General features: G+C 57.5%; 18 protein-coding genes and 1 tRNA gene. 1 reads left to right on the top strand and 18 read right to left on the bottom strand.

Annotation, left to right across the window (positions count from 1 at the left end):
- Positions 1–107 precede the first annotated feature (107 nt).
- From pnp to rlmE, 14 genes are all read right to left on the bottom strand, one after another.
- A complete protein-coding gene (gene pnp / locus AAGD24_RS16850) occupies positions 108–2,231 on the bottom strand; it encodes a polyribonucleotide nucleotidyltransferase (RefSeq protein WP_040474398.1) in 2,124 nt (707 codons plus the stop codon).
- A 308-nt stretch (positions 2,232–2,539) separates the two neighbouring features.
- Positions 2,540–2,809 (bottom strand): 30S ribosomal protein S15, encoded by a 270-nt coding sequence (rpsO, locus tag AAGD24_RS16855; RefSeq protein WP_007153099.1) that lies wholly within the window; start codon positions 2,807–2,809, stop codon positions 2,540–2,542.
- Between the two features lie 91 nt (positions 2,810–2,900).
- On the bottom strand, positions 2,901–3,821 hold the full coding sequence (gene truB, locus AAGD24_RS16860; RefSeq protein WP_379865746.1) for a tRNA pseudouridine(55) synthase TruB: 921 nt from the start codon (positions 3,819–3,821) through the stop codon (positions 2,901–2,903).
- Entirely contained in the window at positions 3,818–4,255 is a 438-nt protein-coding gene (gene rbfA, locus AAGD24_RS16865) for a 30S ribosome-binding factor RbfA (protein ID WP_036207858.1), read from the bottom strand. Before rbfA ends, truB begins: the two co-directional genes overlap by 4 nt.
- A 25-nt stretch (positions 4,256–4,280) precedes the next feature.
- Entirely contained in the window at positions 4,281–6,842 is a 2,562-nt protein-coding gene (infB, locus tag AAGD24_RS16870) for a translation initiation factor IF-2 (RefSeq protein ID WP_091642834.1), read from the bottom strand.
- 17 nt (positions 6,843–6,859) lie between these two features.
- Positions 6,860–8,353: a transcription termination factor NusA gene (gene nusA, locus AAGD24_RS16875; RefSeq protein WP_036212210.1), complete on the bottom strand. Its 1,494-nt coding sequence runs from the start codon at positions 8,351–8,353 to the stop codon at positions 6,860–6,862.
- 42 nt (positions 8,354–8,395) lie between these two features.
- Positions 8,396–8,857: a ribosome maturation factor RimP gene (rimP, locus tag AAGD24_RS16880; protein WP_036212208.1), complete on the bottom strand. Its 462-nt coding sequence runs from the start codon at positions 8,855–8,857 to the stop codon at positions 8,396–8,398.
- Between the two features lie 330 nt (positions 8,858–9,187).
- Positions 9,188–9,272, bottom strand: a tRNA-Leu gene (locus tag AAGD24_RS16885).
- Positions 9,273–9,279: 7 nt separating this feature from the next.
- Positions 9,280–9,660 carry a preprotein translocase subunit SecG gene (secG, locus tag AAGD24_RS16890; RefSeq protein WP_036212204.1) on the bottom strand — a complete coding sequence of 127 codons (381 nt, stop codon included), beginning with the start codon at positions 9,658–9,660 and terminating at the stop codon, positions 9,280–9,282.
- 49 nt (positions 9,661–9,709) lie between these two features.
- Positions 9,710–10,468, bottom strand: a complete 759-nt coding sequence (gene tpiA / locus AAGD24_RS16895; protein ID WP_151983159.1) for a triose-phosphate isomerase — start codon at positions 10,466–10,468, stop codon at positions 9,710–9,712.
- A 75-nt stretch (positions 10,469–10,543) separates the two neighbouring features.
- Positions 10,544–11,887, bottom strand: coding sequence for a phosphoglucosamine mutase (gene glmM, locus AAGD24_RS16900; protein WP_126811542.1), 1,344 nt, complete (start codon positions 11,885–11,887; stop codon positions 10,544–10,546).
- Positions 11,884–12,717 (bottom strand): dihydropteroate synthase, encoded by an 834-nt coding sequence (gene folP, locus AAGD24_RS16905; RefSeq protein WP_126811540.1) that lies wholly within the window; start codon positions 12,715–12,717, stop codon positions 11,884–11,886. The genes glmM and folP overlap by 4 nt, the downstream gene beginning before the upstream one ends.
- A 93-nt stretch (positions 12,718–12,810) precedes the next feature.
- Positions 12,811–14,754 carry an ATP-dependent zinc metalloprotease FtsH gene (gene ftsH, locus AAGD24_RS16910; RefSeq protein ID WP_213479678.1) on the bottom strand — a complete coding sequence of 648 codons (1,944 nt, stop codon included), beginning with the start codon at positions 14,752–14,754 and terminating at the stop codon, positions 12,811–12,813.
- Between the two features lie 152 nt (positions 14,755–14,906).
- Complete coding sequence (gene rlmE / locus AAGD24_RS16915; RefSeq protein ID WP_041333801.1) at positions 14,907–15,527, bottom strand: 23S rRNA (uridine(2552)-2'-O)-methyltransferase RlmE; 621 nt, start codon at positions 15,525–15,527, stop codon at positions 14,907–14,909.
- A 164-nt stretch (positions 15,528–15,691) separates the two neighbouring features.
- Here rlmE and yhbY point away from each other — a divergent pair, with 164 nt between their 5' ends.
- Positions 15,692–16,003, top strand: coding sequence for a ribosome assembly RNA-binding protein YhbY (yhbY, locus tag AAGD24_RS16920; RefSeq protein WP_007153111.1), 312 nt, complete (start codon positions 15,692–15,694; stop codon positions 16,001–16,003).
- 90 nt (positions 16,004–16,093) lie between these two features.
- Here the strand turns inward: yhbY and greA are convergent, their stop codons facing one another.
- The 4 genes from greA to dapB all read right to left on the bottom strand — a co-directional run bounded on the left by greA (position 16,094) and on the right by dapB (position 21,919).
- Positions 16,094–16,555, bottom strand: a complete 462-nt coding sequence (greA, locus tag AAGD24_RS16925) for a transcription elongation factor GreA (protein WP_041336597.1) — start codon at positions 16,553–16,555, stop codon at positions 16,094–16,096.
- Between the two features lie 22 nt (positions 16,556–16,577).
- The gene (carB, locus tag AAGD24_RS16930) at positions 16,578–19,793 is read right to left on the bottom strand and encodes a carbamoyl-phosphate synthase large subunit (RefSeq protein WP_075194313.1); all 3,216 of its coding nucleotides are present in this window, start codon (positions 19,791–19,793) and stop codon (positions 16,578–16,580) included.
- Positions 19,793–20,917, bottom strand: a complete 1,125-nt coding sequence (gene carA / locus AAGD24_RS16935) for a glutamine-hydrolyzing carbamoyl-phosphate synthase small subunit (RefSeq protein WP_083637121.1) — start codon at positions 20,915–20,917, stop codon at positions 19,793–19,795. The genes carB and carA overlap by 1 nt, the downstream gene beginning before the upstream one ends.
- A gap of 201 nt (positions 20,918–21,118) precedes the next feature.
- The gene (gene dapB / locus AAGD24_RS16940; protein ID WP_075194311.1) at positions 21,119–21,919 is read right to left on the bottom strand and encodes a 4-hydroxy-tetrahydrodipicolinate reductase; all 801 of its coding nucleotides are present in this window, start codon (positions 21,917–21,919) and stop codon (positions 21,119–21,121) included.
- Positions 21,920–21,924: the final 5 nt, after the last annotated feature.

The following is a 21,924-nucleotide window of genomic DNA, read 5'->3' on the forward strand; positions in this document are numbered from 1 at the left end:
GTTTTGAAAGCCTGTCTGCGACGGGCGCTTCACAAGAGTTGAAGGCCTGAAAACAAAAAAACCCGCCAGACTCCGGAGAGCGGCGGGCTTTTGTCGAAGGCAGAGCCTTACAGCGCGGACAGATCCGTCGGCTGCTCACCTTCCTTCACTTCCTTCATGGACAGCTTCACGCGTCCACGGTTATCCACATCCAGAACCTTCACCAGAACTTCCTGACCTTCGCTCAGCTCGTCAGTCACGTTCTCGATGCGACGCTCGGAGATCTGGGAAATGTGCACCAGACCATCCTTGCCAGGCAGGATGTTAACAAAGGCACCGAAGTCCACGATGCGCTCAACGCGACCGCTGTAGATAGCGCCTACTTCGATTTCCGCAGTGATTTCCATCACCCGCTTCATCGCAGCATTGGCCGCATCCTGATTGTCGGCATAGATCTTCACGTTGCCATCGTCATCCAGATCGATGGAAGCACCGGTCTCGTCACAGATGGAGCGGATAGTGGAACCGCCCTTGCCGATAACGTCGCGGATCTTCTCCGGGTTGATCTTGATGGTCGTAATGCTCGGCGCGCGGCTGGAAAGCTCTTTGCGCGGCGCAGAGATAACCTTGGCCATCTCACCCAGGATGTGCAGACGTGCTGCATTGGCCTGATCCAGCGCAATTTCCATGATCTCGTCGGTAATGCCCTGAATCTTGATGTCCATCTGCAGAGCAGTGATACCGTCAGAGGTACCCGCAACTTTAAAGTCCATATCGCCGAGGTGATCCTCATCACCCAGGATATCGGTCAGAACCGCGAACTGGTCGCCTTCCTTGACCAGACCCATGGCGATACCGGCCACCGGCGCCTTGATGGGCACGCCCGCGTCCATCAGCGCCAGGCTGGAACCACAGACAGACGCCATAGAGCTGGAACCGTTGGATTCAGTGATCTCAGATACCGCACGGATGGTGTACGGGAATTCTTCCATGGTGGGCATAACCGCTGCCACACCACGCTTGGCCAAACGGCCGTGGCCAACTTCACGACGACCCGGCGTACCCACACGGCCAGCTTCGCCAACGGAGTAGGGAGGGAAGTTGTAGTGGAACAGGAACGGGTCTTTACGCTCACCTTCCAGGGCATCGATGATCTGCATATCACGCGCGGTACCGAGCGTGGTGGTTACGATGGCCTGGGTCTCGCCACGGGTGAACAGGGCAGAGCCGTGGGTGCTGGGCAGAACGCCAACTTCCACTTCGATCGGCCGAACGGTCTTGTTGTCGCGGCCGTCAATACGAGGCTTGCCGTCGATAACCTGCTGGCGAACGATGGTCTTCTCAACCTTGGCGAAATACTTCTTCACTTCGTCTTCCGCCGGCTGACCTTCTTCTTCTCCGGCCAGTTTTTCAACGGCAGCGGACTTGATCTCGCTCAAGCGGGCATAGCGCTCCATCTTGTCACGGATGCCATAGGCCTGCTCGATATCGGCCGAAAAGTCAGCCTTTACAGCGTTCAGAAGCTCAGTGTTCTCTGCTTCTGGCTGCCACTCCCAACGAGGCTTGCCAACTTCAGCGGCAAATTCCTTGATCGCGGTAACCGCTGTCTGCATTTCCTGGTGCCCGAAGAGCACGGCGCCCAGCATCTGGTCTTCTGTCAGGCCCTTGGCTTCGGATTCAACCATCAGAACCGCGTCTTCAGTACCGGCAACCACCATGTCCAGCAGGGAGGTTTCCAATTCTTCAAAGGTCGGGTTCAGGAAGTAGCCACGCTCATTGGTGTATGCGACGCGGGATGCACCGATAGGACCATCGAACGGGATACCAGAGATGGACAGGGCGGCGGAAGCGGCCAGCATGGCGGCAATATCCGGATCCTGGTTCTTGCTGGAGGACATGACCGTCGTGATGACCTGGGTTTCGTTCATGAATCCCTTGGGAAACAGCGGACGAATCGGACGGTCAATCAGGCGAGACGTCAGGGTTTCTTTCTCGGACGGACGGCCTTCACGCTTGAAGAAACCACCCGGAATTTTGCCCACAGCGTAGGTTTTCTCGAAGTAGTTGACGGTCAGCGGGAAAAACGGCTGGCCCGGCTTGGCTTCCTTGGCCGCAACCACGGTACCCAGTACCGAAATGTCGTCTACGGTGACCAGCACAGAGCCGGTGGCCTGGCGGGCGATGCGACCGGTTTCAATGGTGACGGTCTTGCCGCCGAGTTCGAACGATTTTTTAACGGGATTAAGATCCACGGTAACTCCTGAATTCATCATTTCAATTGGTTGACCCGGATAACTCGCCCCTGCGAATTATCCGCTATAACTGCAACATCGCCTGAAGTGATGAACTGAAGGGTAGCCCGTCTGAAAGCTAACAGGCTGTTGCAAAACCCCGGGGCGTAAGCCACCTGGCTAAACCGGGCTTTTCAACAACCTGCTATCAATTTCAGCTTTCCGTTACGACAGGGAGTTCCTTCAGGGTTCACAGACAGACACGATGCAGGAGAGAGGCACAACCAGCGGGACTATCAAAGCCCCGCCGGCCGTTAAGTACAACCGGATTAGCGACGCAGGCTCAGACGCTGGATCAGGTCCAGGTAGCGGTCTGCGTTCTTACGCTTCAGGTAATCCAGCAGCTTACGACGCTGGTTAACCATCCGGATCAGACCACGGCGGGAATGGTGATCCTGCTTGTTGGTCTTGAAGTGATCCTGCAGCTTGTTGATGTTGTGGCTCAACAGTGCAACCTGAACTTCAGGAGAACCGGTATCGCCATCACCCTGCTGAAAATCCTTAACGATCTGTGCTTTCTCGTCGGCAGAAAGTGCCATAAAACTCACCTCATTGTCGCGATGCTATCGAATTCGGCCGAACCACGCATCTCTACAGCCCGGCTAACTGGCAATAACCCTCAAAGGGCTATCAGCCACTCTTCACCAGACGACGAGGCACCAGTTTGGTCACCTCCCCCTCCGGGAATCCTTCCGCCAGCCCGACAAAACGCCCGTTGCCATAAAGGCGAACGAACCCTTCCGCGGGCTGACCCGATATTCTAACTGGTTGTCCGTTCAATATCGACACCAGCGAACTGCCTTCCAGATCCCGCTCCGGGAACATGGACAGAGCAGCATCCGGGGCCACCAGCAGGCCATCCAGACTTTCACCTTCTTCGCGCATGGACTCCAGCATTGAAACCTCACGGGCATCCGCCAGCGTGAAACCGGAGGCCATGGTGCGGCGCAGTGCCGTGACATGGGCACCGCAGCCCAATGCCTCGCCAATGTCCTCCACCAGCGAGCGAATATAGGTGCCTTTCGTGCAACTTACCGCGATATCAATCTCGGTCTCGCGCACCTCCAGCAGCGTCAGCTCGTATATGGTCACCGGGCGCGACGGACGCTCCACCTCAATACCTTCGCGCGCGTATTCATAGAGCGGTTTGCCCTTGTGCTTTAGCGCGGAGTACATGGAGGGAACCTGCTGGATATCGCCACGAAAGCGCTCCAACACCGGTTCCAGTGCATCGGCATCGAGCCCAGGGGGCACAGGTTTCTCAGCAACCAAGGCACCTTCGCTGTCCCCGGTTTCGGTGCGGACACCCAGGCAAGCGGTGGCGATGTAGGCTTTGTCGCTGTCCAGCATCATCTGAGAAAACTTGGTGGCTTCACCAAAGCACAACGGCAACACGCCGGTGGCCAGCGGGTCCAACGCACCGGTGTGGCCGGCCTTGGCCGCCCCGAACAGGCGTTTTACCTGCTGCAGGATGCCGTTGGACGTAATGTCCATCGGCTTGTCGATCACCAGTATGCCGTTTACATCGCGACCTTTACGACGTCGACTCAAGCCTTTTGCTCCGGATCATCAGACGCCCCGTCGTTGCGGGCGTCGTCGTCACGGTCAACCACTGGCTTGTCGCCAACCGCTTCCCGAATCAGGTTGTCCATGTGACGGCTGTGCCCAAGCAACGTATCGAAATGAAAACGCAACTGGGGCGTCACCCGCAATTTCATGGCACGGCCGACCTGCCCTTTCAGGAAGCCAGCCGCTTTATTCAGCACTGTCAGGGAATCCCGCACCTGCGGCGACTCCTCGGTCAGCTCTTCGGTGGTCAGCAGCGATACGTAAACGTCTGCATAACCCAGGTCACGGCTCACCTTGACGGCATTCACCGTGACCATGCCCACCCGCGGGTCTTTGACCTCCCGCTGGATGAGCTGGGCCAGCTCCCGCTGCATCTGATCGCCGATGCGATCAATCCGGCTGAACTCTCTTGGCATCAGGTTTCCTTTAATCTCAGGCGCATCACGCGCCGGTGGACTCAAGCTTACGCTCAACCCGAACGCGATCGAATACCTCGATCTGGTCGCCGACCTTCACGTCGTAGCCCTTAACGCCGATACCACACTCCATACCGTTGCGGACTTCGGGTACGTCATCCTTGAAGCGGCGCAGCGATTCCAGCTCGCCTTCAAAGATAACCACGTTGTCACGCAGGACACGGATCGGCTTGTTGCGGTAAACGTTACCCTCGGTGACCATACAGCCAGCCACCTGGCCAAACTTCGGCGAACGGAACACGTCACGCACATCGGCAATGCCCACGATATCCTCGCGGAATTCCGGCGCCAGCATGCCGGTCAGAGCTGCTTTCACATCATCAATCAGGTTGTAGATGATGCTGTAGTAGCGCAGATCCAGACCTTCCTGCTCCACCAGACGCTTGGACGCGGTGTCCGCACGCACGTTGAAGCCGAAGATAACCGCGTTGGTCGCCATGGCCAGACTGATGTCCGTCTCTGCGATACCACCAACGCCCGACGACACGATCTTGACCTGTACTTCGTCGTTACCAAGATCCTGCAGCGACTTGGTGATGGCTTCCAGGGAACCACGAACGTCGGTCTTGAGCACTACGTTGAGGGTTTTGACCTCGTCCTTGCCCATATTCTCGAACAGGTTCTCGAGCTTCGCAGCCTGCTGCCTGTGCAGACGCTGCTCCCGCTCGCGGGACTGACGGAATTCCGCCAGTTCCTTGGCCTTCTTCTCGTCAGCCACAGCAAAGAACTCATCACCAGCGTTCGGCGTGCCATTCAGGCCCAGGATTTCCACCGGAATGGAAGGCCCGGCTTCTTTGACCTGCTTGCCGGCCTCGTCGGTCATGGCGCGAACCTTACCGAAGAAGGAACCAGCCACCACCATCTCGCCCTGACGGAGCGTGCCGTTCTGCACCAGTACGGTAGCCACGGAACCGCGACCACGCTCAAGGCTGGATTCGACCACTACACCCTTCGCAGGCGCATCCGGAGAGGCCTCGAGCTCAAGGATTTCAGCCTGCAGCAGCAGTGCCTCAAGCAGATCTTCAATGCCGTCACCGGTATGGGCGGATACAGGGATAAACTGAACGTCACCGCCCCAGTCTTCCGGAATAACTTCCATACCCGCCAATTCGGTCTTGATACGATCCGGGTCGGCCTCTTCCTTGTCCATCTTGTTGATGGCAACGACGATGGGAACGCCGGCGGAACGTGCGTGATCCACGGCTTCCTTGGTTTGCGGCATAACGCCGTCATCGGCGGCCACCACCAGGATAACGATATCGGTGCACTGGGCACCCCGCGCACGCATCGCCGTGAAGGCGGCGTGGCCCGGAGTATCCAGGAAGGACACCATGCCATGGTCGGTTTCAACGTGGTACGCACCGATGTGCTGGGTGATACCCCCAGACTCGCCGGACGCCACCTTGGTGCGGCGAATGTAATCCAGCAGTGAGGTCTTACCGTGGTCAACGTGACCCATCACACTGACAACCGGCGCACGCTTGGTCTTTTCCTTGCCTTCAAAGGAGAATTCGCTCAGAACCTCTTCCTCAAACGCATCTTCACTCACTGTGTTGGCTTTGTGACCGAGTTCCTCAGTCACCAGCACAGCGGTTTCCTGATCGAGAGCCTGGTTGATCGTCGCCATTACCCCCATGCCCATCAGTTTCTTGATGACGTCCGCTGACTTGACCGCCATCCGCTGGGCAAGATCACCCACTGTGATCGTCTCGGGAATATCGACTTCTCGTACCATTGGCTTGGTCGGCCTCTCGAAAGCATGACGCTTTTCTTTGGGTTTCTTTTTCGCACGGAGCGGCTTGCGCAGCGTGGTGTCTTCTTCCTCTTCATTGATAATCAGAGGCTCTTCCACCGGACGGCTGCGCGGCCCACGATGCCCTGCGGACTTCTTCTTGGGCTTGCCCTCTTCGGGCTCATCACCGCGCTCGCGGGCCTTTTCCTTCTTCTTCTTCGGCTTTCGATCCTTGCCTTCGCCTTCTTCAGGCGGCGGAATCGGCATGTCTTCCGGCGCGGGAACCGGTGACGGTTCCGGCTCAGCAGCCACTTCCGGCTGAGCTTTTTCAGCCGGTTTTTCGTCAGCAGCCGGCTCTTCAGCCGGAGAATCTGACACCGGCGCTTCCGGCTTCGGCGCATCCGCAGGCTGTGCCTGCTCAGCCGCGACTGGCGCTGGGGCCTCTTCCGGGGACGCAGCCGCCTGCTCGGCAGCTTCTTCCTGCTTCGCCGCTTCCGGCTCGAGCTCGGCGCGCTTGATATACGTACGGCGCTTGCGAACCTCAACATTGACCGTTTTGGTACGGCCCGCTTTCAGCGTGGTTGTTGTCTTGCGCTTAAGAGTGATTTTCTTGGGCTCAGCCTCACTCTCACCGTGATTCTTTTTCAGATAGGTCAGCAACTGCTGCTTCTCATCACTGGTAACAGAATCCCCTTCGGAGCGGGCTTTCAGGCCAGCCTCCACGATCTGTCGCAGCAAACGATCCACGGGAGCGCCTACATCTGCGGCCAGTTGTTTTACCGTTACATCAGCCATACTGGTCCTCCTCCCGATTAAGCCTGGTCTTCAAACCAGGGGGCGCGTGCTGCCATAATCAACTGGCCGGCACGCTCTTCTTCCATTCCTTCAATGTCGAGCAAGTCGTCAACCGACTGCTCTGCAAGATCTTCCATGGTACGAATCCCCATACCGGCCAGCTTGAAAGCCAGGCCACGATCCATACCGTCCATTGCGAGAAGATCTTCTGCGGGCTCAGCGCCCTCTAGCGCCTCTTCACTGGCCAGGGCCTGATTCAACAGGGCATCCTTGGCACGGCGACGCAATTCGGTCACGGTTTCTTCATCAAAACCGTCAATGGCAAGCATCTCTTCCATGGGGATGTACGCTACCTCCTCAATGGAGGTAAACCCTTCCTCAATGAGGACACCTGCAAATTCTTCGTCCACATCCAGATTGCCGGTGAAGTGCTCGAGCAGAGAATTATACTCCTGCTCCTGACGCTCACCTGCTTCCTCTTCTGTCATGACGTTCAGCGTCCAGCTGGTAAGGTCCGTCGCCAACCGAACATTCTGACCATTCCGGCCAATCGCCTGGGCCAGATTGTCCTCAGCTACTGCCACTTCCATGGTATGGCGGTCCTCGTCCATGACGATGGACGCCACTTCCGCCGGTGCCATGGCATTGATGACCAGTTGCGCGGGATTGTCGTCCCACAGCACGATATCCACACGCTCGCCACCCAACTCGTTGGAAACTGCCTGTACTCGTGAACCACGCATGCCCACGCAGGCACCCACCGGATCAATCCGGCGGTCGTTGGTCTTGACCGCAATCTTGGCGCGGGAGCCTGGATCCCGGGCTGCGCCACGAATCTCAATCAGCTCCTCCGCGATTTCCGGCACCTCAATGCGGAACAGTTCGATCAGCATCTGCGGATCGGTACGGCTCAGAATCAGCTGCGGGCCGCGATGATCGGTACGGATTTCCTGCAGCAGAGAGCGCACACGATCGCCCATACGGAACGTTTCACGGGGAATCAGGTGTTCACGGGGCAGCAAGGCTTCGGCGTTGGCACCCAGATCCACGATGACGTTGTCACGTGTCACTTTCTTTACGGTGCCAGAGACGAGCTCACCCACGCGATCCCGGTAGCTGTCGACAATCTTGGTGCGCTCGGCTTCCCGCACTTTCTGGAATATGATCTGTTTCGCTGCCTGGGCACCAATACGGCCGAAGGCAACGGATTCCACTTTCTCTTCGTGGATATCGCCGGGCTGCAGACTCTTGTCGATTTCTTCCGCTTCCTGCATGGTCAGCTCGGTGCCCAAAGCAGGAACCGCATCGTTATCAACCACCAGCCAGCGACGAAACGTTTCATATTCGCCGGTGCGGCGATCGATGGAAACGCGGATGTCCGCTTCCTCGTCGTCGTAGCGTTTTTTGGCAGCGGTGGCGAGTGCCAGCTCGATTGCTTCGAAGATCACGTCCTTCTCGACACCTTTCTCGTTCGAGACGGATTCAACCACCAGCAAGATCTCTTTACTCATTGGATTGCCCTGCCCTTAAAAATAAACTTTGCGTCCACTGACTTACTCAAATACCGGAACGATGTTGGCTTTCTCGATGCTATCGAATGGCAACAGGTATTCGTGATCATCAACAACCACGACAACGTCTTCACCTTCAATGCCTTTAATCAGGCCCTGAAACTTGCGACGCCCCTCAAATGCCATTCGTAATTTGATCTGGACCTGGTGGCCTGCGAATGCCTCATATTGCTCCAGACGGAACAACGGCCGGTCCATGCCCGGAGAAGATACCTCCAGGGTATACTCCGTCTGAATGGGGTCTTCCACATCCATTACGCCGCTGGCCTGGCGACTGACTTTCTCACAGTCTTCAATGCCGATGCCGTTTTCAGCATCGTCAATAAAAATTCTCAACAGGGAATGGTGTCCCTGGGAGCGAAATTCAATGCCCCAAAACTCGTAACCCAGGCCTTCCACAATGGGCCTGAGCAATTCTTCCAGCTGCTTCAACTTGGCTGACAAGGTTATCCCGTCTCCGTTACTCGATTTTTCCGACCCCAAAAACAAAAAAAGGGCTGTTGATCAGCCCTTTTTATGCACCAGGGCCTGATGCGCCAGGCCCCTTAATCAAAAAGCCCCTAAAAAGTGGGGCCCTTTGTTGCAAGAACTCACAGGGGAAAAGCAATCTAAACACCCCCTGCTGACAGACACCTGGCCTGCCTGGAACCGGCAGGGCAAACTGTGCCCGGAGCCCGCTCCAATATCCGCCGGAGTATAGAGACGCCGGCCTTACTGGTCAAGGACTGACCAAAAAAAACGGCCTGGTAAATCCAAGCCGTTTTTCTTCTTATATGGTGCCCAGGGCCGGACTCGAACCGGCACGGCTTTCGCCACTACCCCCTCAAGATAGCGTGTCTACCAGTTCCACCACCTGGGCAGCACCTTTACTCGAGCTCGGGGAGTTTATTTTCATCCCCGCGCCCGTCTTCGCCTTCTGTCGCTGATTCACCCTCAGCCTGCCCGGCATCCGATTCGGCCGGTGACTCCTGGACTACAGGAATACCCGCCTCACCTGCCACTTCGGCACGCTGCTTGGCAAATACAGCCAGCGAAAAACTCGTTACAAAAAATACGATAGCCAGCAAAGTTGTGGCACGGGTCAGAAAGCTACTGCTGCCCTCGCTGCCAAACACGGTCTGGGAGGCGCCACCACCAAATGCAGCACCGGCATTGGCACCCTTACCCTGCTGGAGCAGGACCAGCGTCACCAGCGCCACCGCAATGAGCACGTGCAGAACGACAACCAGTGTTTCGACCCAATCCATAATGACTCTCTAATGACTCTTGCTAATGGCTTTCGCGAACCTTTAACGCTCAAGACTTGCCTGGCACCGCCCGGCAAATACTTACAAAATCGTTTGCATCCAATGACGCGCCACCAATCAACCCGCCATCGATGTCCGGCTGAGCAAAAAGCGCCGCGGCATTATCCGCTTTTACACTGCCGCCGTAAAGCAGCGATATCTCATCCGCCGGAGCCCCAAGGGACTTCAACACATCGCGGATAGCGGCATGCATGGTCTGAGCATCATCAGCGGTTGCGGTTTTACCCGTTCCTATGGCCCAAACTGGCTCATAGGCAATCACAACCTGCTGCCATGACTCACTGCCAACGTCGACGAGGGCTTTGCGAACCTGTCGCGACACGACACTTTCAGCCTTGCCCGCATCACGTTCTTCGAGGGTCTCGCCAACGCAAACAACAGCGACCAACCCTGACGTCAGGGCCTGCCCGACCTTGGTGGCAACCTGCTCATCGGTTTCGCCGAAGAGCTGCCTGCGCTCCGAATGCCCGACCAAGGTAAAACCACAGCCGCAATCTTTTGCCATCGCCGCGGAGATTTCCCCGGTGTAGGCGCCTGAATCCCAGCACGCTACATTCTGAACACCAACAGCCAGCTTATCGCCAGCCTGCTCAGCAACATCGCCAACATACAGGGCGGGAGGAATAATAACAGCCTCCACACCATTATCAAACGCTGCTAATTCGGACCGGACTTGACCAACCAGATTGCTTACCAAGTCTTTCGACCCGTTCATTTTCCAGTTGCCGGCGACAATCTTACGGCGCATAAAAAATCCCTGATTCAAGGGAGGGCGAACTATACAGCAGTCTTTTACAGCAGACAACTGCCCCTAAGCACAAAATCATGCCCGGGAATTCTCAACCACAACAGCCAGTTCCTCGGCAATTTTCACGATTTGTGCCTCATCCTGCCCTTCCGTCATTACCCGGATCAGAGGCTCGGTGCCCGACGCCCTCAGCAGCACGCGACCACCGCCACCCAGCCTGGCCTCCGCCGACTCCACGGCCCTGACAATATCGTCACGCCCGAGAGGATCAAAACGCTGGTCGACCCGCACATTGATCATCTTCTGAGGCAACTTGCTCATACCCTGGCGAAGGTCTGCCAGGGAGCTACCTGCGCGACGAATGGCCAACAATACCTGGAGCGCAGACACAATACCGTCACCAGTGCTGGTGCAATCCCGGATGACCATATGGCCGGAACCTTCACCGCCGAGCAGCCAGCCCCGGTCGATAAGCCGCTCCATGACGTAACGGTCGCCGACTTTGGCACGCTCGAAATCAATACCCTGCTCCCTGAGCGCCAACTCAACGCCCAGATTGGTCATCAGGGTGCCCACAACGCCCCCTTTCAAGGTTCCGGCGGCATGACGTTGCGCGGCGATCACGTAGAGCAACTCGTCGCCATCGACTTCCGAGCCGTCACGATCCACCATGAGTACCCGGTCACCGTCGCCATCAAAGGCGATCCCGAGATCGGCCTGCTTCTCCAGAACGGCCTTGCTCAATGATCCCATGTGAGTGGAACCGACATTAAGATTGATATTCAGACCATCAGGCTCGCCCCCTACCACAGAAATCTTCGCTCCCAACTCACGGAACACTTTCGGGGCAACGTGGTAGGTAGCACCGTGCGCGCAATCCAGGACAATATGAAGTCCTTCGAGTGAAAACTCGTTGGGTACCGTACTCTTACAGAACTCAACGTATCGGCCTGGTGCGTCATCAACCCGGAACGCCTTGCCTAACTCTTTCGAGCCGCAGACCTCAATGGGCTTATCCAGCCACTTCTCGATCTCTGTTTCCAGAGCATCATCCAGCTTGGTCCCAGCGGGGGAGAAAAACTTGATACCGTTGTCGTGGTGCGGATTATGGGACGCACTGATGACAATACCCGCGGAGGCGCGAAAGGTTCGGGTCAAGTAGGCGATCGCAGGGGTGGGCATGGGCCCGAGCAACTTCACGTCCACTCCGGCCGCGGACAAACCTGCCTCAAGGGCGGATTCGAACATATAGCCCGAAAGACGGGTGTCTTTACCAATCAGCACACTGTTACGCTGCCCATCCCGCTTGAAGGCCTGCCCCGCAGCCCAACCCAGGCGCAGCATAAATTCGGGGGTTATTGGAAATTCGCCCACCCGGCCCCGGATACCGTCCGTGCCGAAATATTTTCTGTCGCTCATCGTCCAGCTTCCTCCATTGCCGTCACCACTTTAACGGCATCGACTGTTTCCCTGACATCGTGGACGCGAATGATGGATGCGCCCTTCATGGCGGATATTGTCGCGGCAGCGAGGCTTGCGGGCAAGCGTTCACTGACATCACGACCGGTGATATGGCCCAGCATGCTCTTGCGGGACATGCCCACCAGAATCGGGTGCCCTAGCAACTGCAGCTGTTCCAGCGAGGCCAAGAGCTGCAGGTTGTGCTGAGGAGACTTGCCAAAACCAAAGCCGGGATCAAGGATGATGTTGTCTGGCCGCACACCGGCTTTCTCTATCACCCGCATTCGCTCGGTAAGAAACGAACTCACCTCCCGCCGCACATTCCGGTAGCGAGGATCATCCTGCATGGTATCCGGCTCACCCTGAATGTGCATGACACACACCGGCACTCCAGCGTTTGCCACCACTTCGGGCGCACCATCCCGCTGCAACGCCCTGACGTCGTTGATCATCCCGGCACCGAGCTTCACCACCTCCGCCATAACCTGCGGAGAACTGGTATCAACCGAAACGACAACGCCCAAATCACGGGCAATCGCCTCCACCACCGGACACACTCGTTCAAGTTCTTCCTCGACAGACACCGGCGTGGCACCTGGCCGCGTGGACTCACCACCCACATCAATAAAAGCCGCACCGTCCGCCACCATCTCGCGGGCCCTTGCCAGGGCAACCTCAACGGTATTGTACCGACCTCCATCCGAAAAGGAGTCCGGCGTCACGTTCAGAATCCCCATGACGTGGCAGCCAGACATATCCAGAACCCTGCCCGCGAAATTTATCTGCATAAATAACCTTTTCTGCAACCCGCAAAAACAAACGCCGCCCCGTCAGGGGCGGCGTTCAGTCTTCAACTACATCGGACCAGTATCCAGCCTGGCTCAGTGCTCACCGGCCGGTCGACCAACACCCGGTTGGTGACCGTCGTCGGAACCCTTCGGAGCAGGCGCCTGCTCAGGCTCATCAGCCGGAACACCACCGGACGGACCGCTATCACCCCAACCTTTCGGCGGACGGGGCTCACGACCTTCCATGATGTCATCAATCTGGTAACGGTCGATGGTCTCGTATTTCATCAGGGCATCGGCCATCAGATCGAGCTTGTCACGGTTATCGACGAGCAACTGCTTCGCCTTTTCATAACAGCTGTCGATGATATTGCGAACTTCCTCATCGATACGCTGCGCCGTTTCCGGAGAATAGACCGTTTGCGCCTGACCGGCAGAGCGACCGAGGAAAGGCTCTTCGCTATCTGTATCGTACTGCAGCGGGCCGAGCTTCTCCGACAGCCCCCAACGCGTGACCATATTACGCGCCAGACTGGTTGCCCGCTCGATATCGTTGGAAGCACCGGTAGTGACACCATCGAAACCAAGGGTCAGTTCTTCGGCAATACGGCCACCAAACAGACTGCAGATGGAACTGATCAGGAAGCGCTTGCTGTGGCTGTACTTGTCTTCCTCTGGCAGGAACATTGTGACACCCAATGCGCGGCCGCGAGGAATAATACTGACCTTGTAGACCGGATCATGCTCAGGCATCAGACGCCCGACAATGGCGTGACCGGACTCGTGGTATGCCGTATTACGCTTCTCTTTCTCGCTCATGACCATGGATTTGCGCTCGGCGCCCATCATGATCTTGTCTTTCGCGAGCTCAAACTCTTCCATGGAAACCAGACGCTGGTTACGACGGGCCGCAAACAACGCAGCTTCGTTCACCAGGTTCGCCAGGTCAGCACCCGAGAAACCGGGCGTGCCACGGGCAATCAACACAGGCTCCACCCCATCGGCCAGAGGCACTTTCTTCATGTGAACCTTGAGAATCTGCTCACGACCGATGATGTCCGGCAGCCCGACAACGACCTGGCGGTCAAAGCGACCCGGGCGGAGCAACGCCGGGTCCAGTACGTCCGGACGGTTGGTGGCGGCAATCACGATAACGCCTTCGTTGCCCTCGAAGCCGTCCATCTCTACCAGCAACTGGTTCAGTGTCTGCTCACGCTCGTCGTGACCGCCACCCATGCCAGCGCCACGATGGCGGCCAACGGCATCGATCTCGTCGATGAAGATGATACAGGGGCTCTGCTTCTTGGCCTGCTCGAACATGTCACGGACACGAGAGGCACCCACGCCCACGAACATTTCCACGAAGTCCGAACCGGAGATTGAGAAGAATGGCACCTTGGCCTCGCCGGCAATCGCCTTGGCGAGCAGGGTCTTACCAGTACCCGGCTGACCCACCATCAGTACGCCCTTGGGGATACTGCCACCAAGACGCTGGAACTTGCTGGGATCCCGCAGGAAATCCACCAACTCCTTGACGTCTTCCTTGGCCTCGTCGACACCGGCAACGTCACCAAAGGTGGTTTTGATCTGATCCTCGCTCATCAGGCGGGCTTTACTCTTGCCAAAGGACATAGGCCCTTTGCCACCGCCACCGCCCTGCATCTGTCGCATGAAAAATACGAACAGCGCGATAATGATAAGGATGGGGAAGGCAGCCACCAACAGTTGGGTCCAGAGACTTTGACGCTCCGGCTCCTTACCGATGACTTCCACGTTGTTGGCCAGCAGATCATCCATCAGCTTGTTGTCGGACACCTGGGGGCGGATGGTCTGGAACTGGGAGCCGTCACCACGGGTACCCTGAACCTGCAGACCGTCAATGGTGACCTGACGGACCTGTCCGTCCTGCACCATTTCCACAAACTGCGAATAATTGACCTGTTGTCCGCTGGTGGTGGGCGTGAAATTCTGAAACACCATCAGCAGTACGGCGGCTATAATCAGCCAGAGAACCAGATTTTTTGCCATATCGTTCAAGGATCGTCACCTGTGAATTGAAGGATCGCCCCGTCAGGAGAAAGCCTTTTCTGACACCTTACACCAATTGTACGCCCGTCCACCAGAATCGGCCTATCCGTATCGACCACTGCGGGGTGTCAATCCCACGGTCATTCCGTTCCGGGGCGGGGTCAGCCCTTAAATCCCTTGCACACCTGATAAATCTCCCTCGATCTTGCACGGGAGGAGTCAGGCTTCCTGCTGACAACGGTGCCAAAACTTTTACGCATTTCAGCGAGCAGGGCATCAAATCCCTCTCCCTGAAATACCTTGGCGACAAACACGCCACCGGGCTTCAGGACTTGCTGCGCCATATCCAGCGCCAGCTCCACCAAGCCCATGGCGTTGGGAATATCCACTGCCGCCATACCACTCATATTGGGTGCCATATCCGAAATTACAACGTCAGCGCGGCGATCACCCAGTAAATCCAGCAATTCGTCCAGCACTGACTGCTCGGTGAAATCGCCCTGAACGAACGCCACACCCGCAATCGGGCTCATCTCGAGAATATCGCTGGCGACCACCGTGCCATTGTCACCAACCCGCTCTACCGCCACCTGGGACCAGCCACCAGGCGCGGCACCCAAATCCACAACGGTCTGCCCGGGCCGAAACAGGCGGTCTTTGTTGTCGAGCTCAATCAGCTTGTAGCTGGCCCGCGAACGATAGCCGTCTTCCCGGGACTTTTTGACCCAGACATCATCAAAATGTTCCTTCAGCCAGCGGTCACTGGTTTTCGAGCGAGCCAAGACCTACCTCCATAAAGCGCTCCAATTGGACCTCCAATCATCTGGGTACGTGGTAACGGCGATTTCACCGGCCGATTGATCTGATACAATCCCGCGATTATACGGAATTGGCGAGCATTTCGCCGCTGACGTTTTATTAATCGCACCCATAAAGAGATCACATAATGAGTCTTTCGCCGGAACAGCGCCGGGAATACCGGGGCATCGCCCACAACCTGAAGCCCGTTATCATAGTCGGCGACAAGGGCCTGACCGAAGGGCTTCAGGAGGAACTCGAGCGGGCCCTGAACGACCACGAGCTGATCAAGATCAAAGTTGCCAGCCAGGACCGCGAAACCCGCCAGGAAGCCGTTGCCGCCCTGTGCGAAGCCTCCGGTGCCGAGCTGGTGCAGACCATCGGCAAGATCGCCGTGATCCTGCGCCGGGCGAAAAAGCCCAACCCCAAGCTGTCCAACCTGCTGCGCCAGAAACACTGACGCTGTCAGCACGCTAAAGCCGCACAATGTAAAAAGCCGGCTGCTATTCGCAGCCGGCTTTTTGTTTGCAGAATCCGCATCCGACGAATGTCAGATGTGCTCTACCTGCTCGATTTCATACTCAACGGTCCCCGAAGGCACTCGCACGGCAACCACGTCGCCCTCGCTTTTACCCACCAGCGCCCGCGCGATCGGCGAGGAAATGGACAGCTTTCCGGCCTTGATATCTGCCTCATCCTCACCAACGATCTGGTAGCTGACCTGCTCATCGGTATCGACATTGAGCAGTCGCACCGTGGTGCCGAAGATCACCTTGCCGGTGTTTTCGATGGTGTTAACGTCGATCACCTGGGCTGCGGACAGCTTGCCCTCGATCTCCTGGATACGCCCTTCGATAAAGCTCTGCTGCTCCCGAGCGGCGTGGTATTCCGCGTTCTCTTTCAGGTCGCCGTGTTCGCGGGCATCGGAAATAGCCGCGATCACCCGGGGACGATCTTCGGACTTCAGTTTCTGAAGCTCCTCACGTAGGCGGATTTCACCCGCCTTTGTCATGGGTACTCTGTCAGCCATAGTCTTACTTTCCTGCGTGTAGATCCTGGAGGCGGCGCACAGTGCGCTCGGGGCCGAATTTAATGGCCCTGCAGAAGGCTTCGCCGCCCGCCAGTGTCGTTGTATAGGTCACCTTGGTCTGCAGGGCCGACTGGCGAATCTGTGCCGAGTCGGAAATCGCCTTGCGACCTTCGGTGGTATTAATAATCAGCTGCACCTGACCATTCTTAATGGCATCCACGATATGCGGACGCCCTTCACGAACCTTGTTCACCCGATCAACAGTGAGCCCGGCCTGTTTCAACGCCTTGGCGGTACCGGTGGTAGCAATCACCTTGAAGCCAGCGTCAATCAGGTCCTGCGCCACTTTCGCGGCCCCGGGCTTGTCGACGTCCCGCACGGACATGAAGGCCGTACCCTTGGCCGGCAGACGCTCACCGGAGGCCAGGGCCGCCTTGGCGAAGGCTTCGTCGAAGCTGTCACCAATCCCCATCACCTCACCGGTGGACTTCATTTCCGGCCCCAGGATGGGATCCACCGCCGGGAACTTGTTGAACGGGAACACCGATTCCTTGACGGAATAGTAAGTCGGCACGATTTCCTGGGTGAAGCCCTGCTCTGCCAGCGACTTTCCAGCCATGCAACGGGCCGCCACCTTGGCCAGGGACACCCCGATGGCCTTGGACACAAACGGCACGGTACGGGACGCTCGCGGGTTCACCTCGATCACGTAGATCTCGCCACCCTGCCAGGCCAGCTGCACGTTCATCAGGCCGATAACATCCAGTTCAATGGCCATCTTCCGCACCGCTTCGCGCATTTCATCCTGCACGTCTTTCGGCAGGGTGTAGGGCGGCAGGGAACAGGCGGAATCACCAGAGTGCACGCCCGCTTGCTCAATGTGCTGCATGATGCCACCGATGACCACGTCCTTGCCGTCGCTGATGGCGTCAATGTCCACCTCGATGGCGGCGTTGAGGAAGTGATCCAGCAGCACCGGGCTGTCGTTGGAGACCAGCACGGCATTGCGCATGTAGCGAACCAGCTCATCCTCGTCATAGACGATTTCCATGGCCCGACCACCCAGCACGTAGGAGGGGCGTACCACCAGCGGATAACCAATCTCGCGAGCCGCCAGGATGCCTTCTTCGTGGCTGCGCACGGTGGCATTTTCCGGCTGAATCAGGCCGAGGCGGCCGATCATCTGCTGGAAACGCTCCCGGTCTTCGGCGCGGTCGATGGCATCCGGGCTGGTACCGATAATCGGCACACCCGCCGCTTCCAGGCCACGGGCCAGCTTCAGCGGGGTTTGGCCGCCGTACTGGACAATCACACCCTTGGGTTTTTCGACGTGGATGATTTCCAGCACATCTTCCAGGGTGATGGGCTCGAAGTAGAGCCGATCCGAGGTGTCGTAGTCGGTGGAAACGGTTTCCGGGTTGCAGTTGATCATGATGGTTTCATAACCATCGTCGCGCATAGCGAGGGCGGCGTGAACGCAGCAATAATCAAACTCAATACCCTGACCGATGCGGTTGGGACCACCGCCAATGACCACGATTTTCTCGCGATCAGAGGCACCCGCCTCACACTCTTCCTCATAGGACGAATACATGTAGGCGGTTGATGAGGCAAATTCAGCCGCGCAGGTATCCACCCGCTTGTAGACCGGGCGAATGTCCAGGTCATGGCGCAGCTTGCGCAAGCTGACTTCAGAAATGCTGAGCAGCTTGGCCAAGCGCGCATCGGAGAACCCTTTGCGCTTGAGGCGGAACAGCGTATCGCGATCAATATCCGCCTTGCCGGCGGATTTGAGGGCAGTCTCTTCTTTGATCAGGTCTTCGATCTGTACCAGATACCATGGATCTACATGCGTGTTGTTGAACACTTCTTCCACGGTCATCCCGGCTCGGAAGGCATCGCCGATGTACCAAAGGCGCTCGGCTCCAGGCACATTCAGTTCCTGGGTGAGGGTTTCCTGGCCGTCGGTGGTGCTCAGGTCGACCTTCTCTTCAAAACCGTCGGAGCCCACTTCCAGACCACGCATGGCCTTCTGCAGCGACTCCTGGAAGGTACGACCGATGGCCATCACCTCACCCACGGATTTCATCTGGGTGGTCAGGCGCGCATCAGCCTGGGGGAACTTCTCGAAGGTGAAGCGCGGAATCTTGGTGACCACATAGTCGATGCTGGGCTCGAACGAGGCCGGAGTAACACCACCGGTGATTTCATTGCGCAGTTCATCAAGGGTGTAACCCACCGCCAGCTTGGCCGCCACCTTGGCGATCGGAAAACCCGTTGCCTTGGACGCCAGCGCCGAAGAACGCGACACCCGGGGATTCATTTCGATGACGACGACACGGCCGTTGTCCGGGTTTACGCCGAACTGCACGTTGGAACCGCCAGTTTCCACACCGATCTCACGCAGTACCGCCAGAGAGGCGTTCCGCATGATCTGGTATTCCTTGTCGGTGAGCGTCTGGGCCGGCGCGACGGTGATGGAGTCACCGGTGTGCACGCCCATCGCGTCAAAGTTTTCAATGGCGCAGACGATGATGCAGTTGTCGTTTTTGTCGCGGACAACTTCCATCTCGTACTCTTTCCAGCCGATCAGGGACTCATCGATCAGCAACTCGTTGGTCGGCGACAGGTCCAGACCACGGGTGCAGATTTCCTCGAATTCGTCGCGGTTGTAGGCAATACCGCCGCCGGAACCACCCATGGTGAAGGACGGGCGGATGATGCAGGGAAATCCGATGTCGTTGGCCACTTCCCAGGCTTCCGCCATGGAATGGGCGATCGTGGCGCGAGGGCACTCCAGGCCAATTTTCTTCATGGCCTTGTCAAAACGATCACGGTCTTCAGCTTTGTCGATGGTGTCGGCGTTGGCGCCGATCATTTCCACACCATGCTCAGCCAGAACGCCGTGCTTTTCGAGGTCCAAAGCGCAGTTCAGGGCTGTCTGACCACCCATGGTAGGCAGCAATGCATCCGGCTGTTCTTTCTCGATGATCTTGGCAACGGTCTTCCAGGTGATAGGCTCGATGTAGGTGGCATCGGCCATTACCGGGTCGGTCATGATCGTGGCCGGGTTGGAGTTCACCAGGATAACCCGGTACCCCTCTTCACGCAGGGCTTTACAGGCCTGGGCTCCAGAGTAGTCAAACTCGCACGCCTGCCCGATCACGATGGGGCCCGCGCCCAGGATCAGAATGCTTTTAATGTCGGTACGCTTTGGCATCAACGTGCCTCCATCAGGCGGATAAATTCATCAAACAACGGCGCTACGTCGTGCGGGCCGGGGCTCGCCTCCGGGTGACCCTGAAAACTGTAGGCTGGCTTGTCGGTACGGCGGATTCCCTGCAGAGAACCGTCGAACAGGGATTTATGGGTCGCCTCCAGATTGTCCGGCAGGCTGGTTTCGTCCACCGCAAATCCGTGGTTCTGACTGGTAATCATCACGGTACCATCGGCGATGTTCTGTACCGGATGGTTGGCGCCATGGTGGCCATGCCCCATCTTGATGGACTTGGCCCCGCTGGCCAGGGCCAGCAACTGGTGGCCAAGACAGATGCCGAAAACCGGAATGTCGGTCTCCAACACATCGCGAATGGCGCTGATGGCGTAGTCACATGGCTCGGGGTCGCCGGGGCCGTTGGACAGGAAAATACCATCGGGATTCATCGCCAGCACATCGGCAGCGGGGGTCTGGGCTGGCACAACAGTGATATCACAGCCGCGACTGGCCAACATGCGCAGGATGTTGAGCTTCACACCGTAGTCCCAGGCGACGACCTTGAATTTTGATTCGGTGCGCTCGCCATAGCCACTTTCGATATCCCACTCACTCTGGCTCCAGGTCCAGGTTTTTTCCGAGGTGACTTCCTTCGCCAGATCCATGCCTTTCAGGCCCGGAAAAGCGTTGGCCAGCTCCAGAGCACGCTCGGCCGTGGCGTCTGCGCCGGCGACCACGGCGCCATTCTGGGACCCTTTATCCCGCAGGATTCGGGTCAGGCGACGGGTATCGATATCGGCAATGCCGACGATATTGTTGTCGCGCAGGTAGTCCTGTAGCGAGCCGGTGCTGCGCCAGTTGCTCACCAGCAGGGGCAGATCACGGATTATCAGGCCGGCGGCCTGGACGCGATCAGATTCGATGTCTTCTTCATTCACACCGGTGCTGCCGATGTGAGGGTATGTGAGGGTGACAATCTGGCGGGAGTAGGACGGGTCGGTCAGGATCTCCTGATAACCGGTCATGGCGGTGTTGAACACCACCTCTCCGCTGGTTTCCCCTTCAGCGCCAATGGCGGTGCCGTAAAACAGGCTTCCGTCTGCGAGTGCAAGGATGGCAGGTGTACTCAAGGCTTGTATCCTCATCGAGTGGCGTACAGGTTCGTCACGAACAGGAACGCAAGCGCAAATTCAGGTCGCAAAAAAGCGAGAGGGAGTTGAACTCCGTCCCGCTTTTTCTGTTGAGCGTTGTCAAAGCTACGCTTGGTGCAGTTAAACCGCCTTATTGTACGAAATATGGCAGTTTGTGTCCACGCGAAATCTTACTCGTCGCTACTTCAGCCCCAACACATCCTGCATGTCGTACAACCCGGCCGGCTTACCTTCCAACCACAATGCCGCACGCATCGCACCTTTGGCAAACGTCATCCGGCTGCTGGCTTTGTGGGTAATTTCGATGCGCTCGCCTTCAGTGGCGAACAGAACGGTATGATCACCAACCACATCGCCGGCCCGAATGGTTTCGAAGCCGATCTCCTTGCGGGTACGCTCCCCGGTAAAGCCTTCACGGCCGTAGACAGCACATTCCTTAAGGTCTCGACCGAGGGCATCGGCGACAACTTCGCCCATTCGCAATGCCGTGCCCGACGGCGCGTCTTTCTTGTGGCGGTGGTGGGCTTCGATGATTTCCACATCATAGTCGTCACCCAGGGCTGCAGCGGCGGTGCGCAGCAGGTTGAGGGTGACGTTGACGCCCACACTCATGTTGGGGGCAAACACTACCGGGGCCTTTTCCGCGGCAACGGCGAGCTGTTCTTTCTCGGCGTCGGTCAGGCCGGTGGTACCGATCACAATCATTTTGCCGTTGGTTTTACAGAATTCCGCATTTTCCAGGGTCAGATCCGGGAAGGTGAAGTCGATGAGTACGTCGAAATCCTCCTTCACTTCGGCGAGGCTGCCAGCCATCTTGACGCCAGTCTTACCAATGCTGGTCATTTCACCGGCGTCGGCGCCGATAAGACTGCTGCCAGGCTCGACGACTGCCGCGCCAAGTTCCAGGCCTTCAGTTCCGTCAACGGCTTCGATCAACACTTTGCCCATGCGCCCTGCGGCGCCGATGACTGCTACCCTCATCACGT

Source organism: Marinobacter sp. M5B, from assembly GCF_042604615.1.
Lineage (GTDB): Bacteria > Pseudomonadota > Gammaproteobacteria > Pseudomonadales > Oleiphilaceae > Marinobacter > Marinobacter salarius.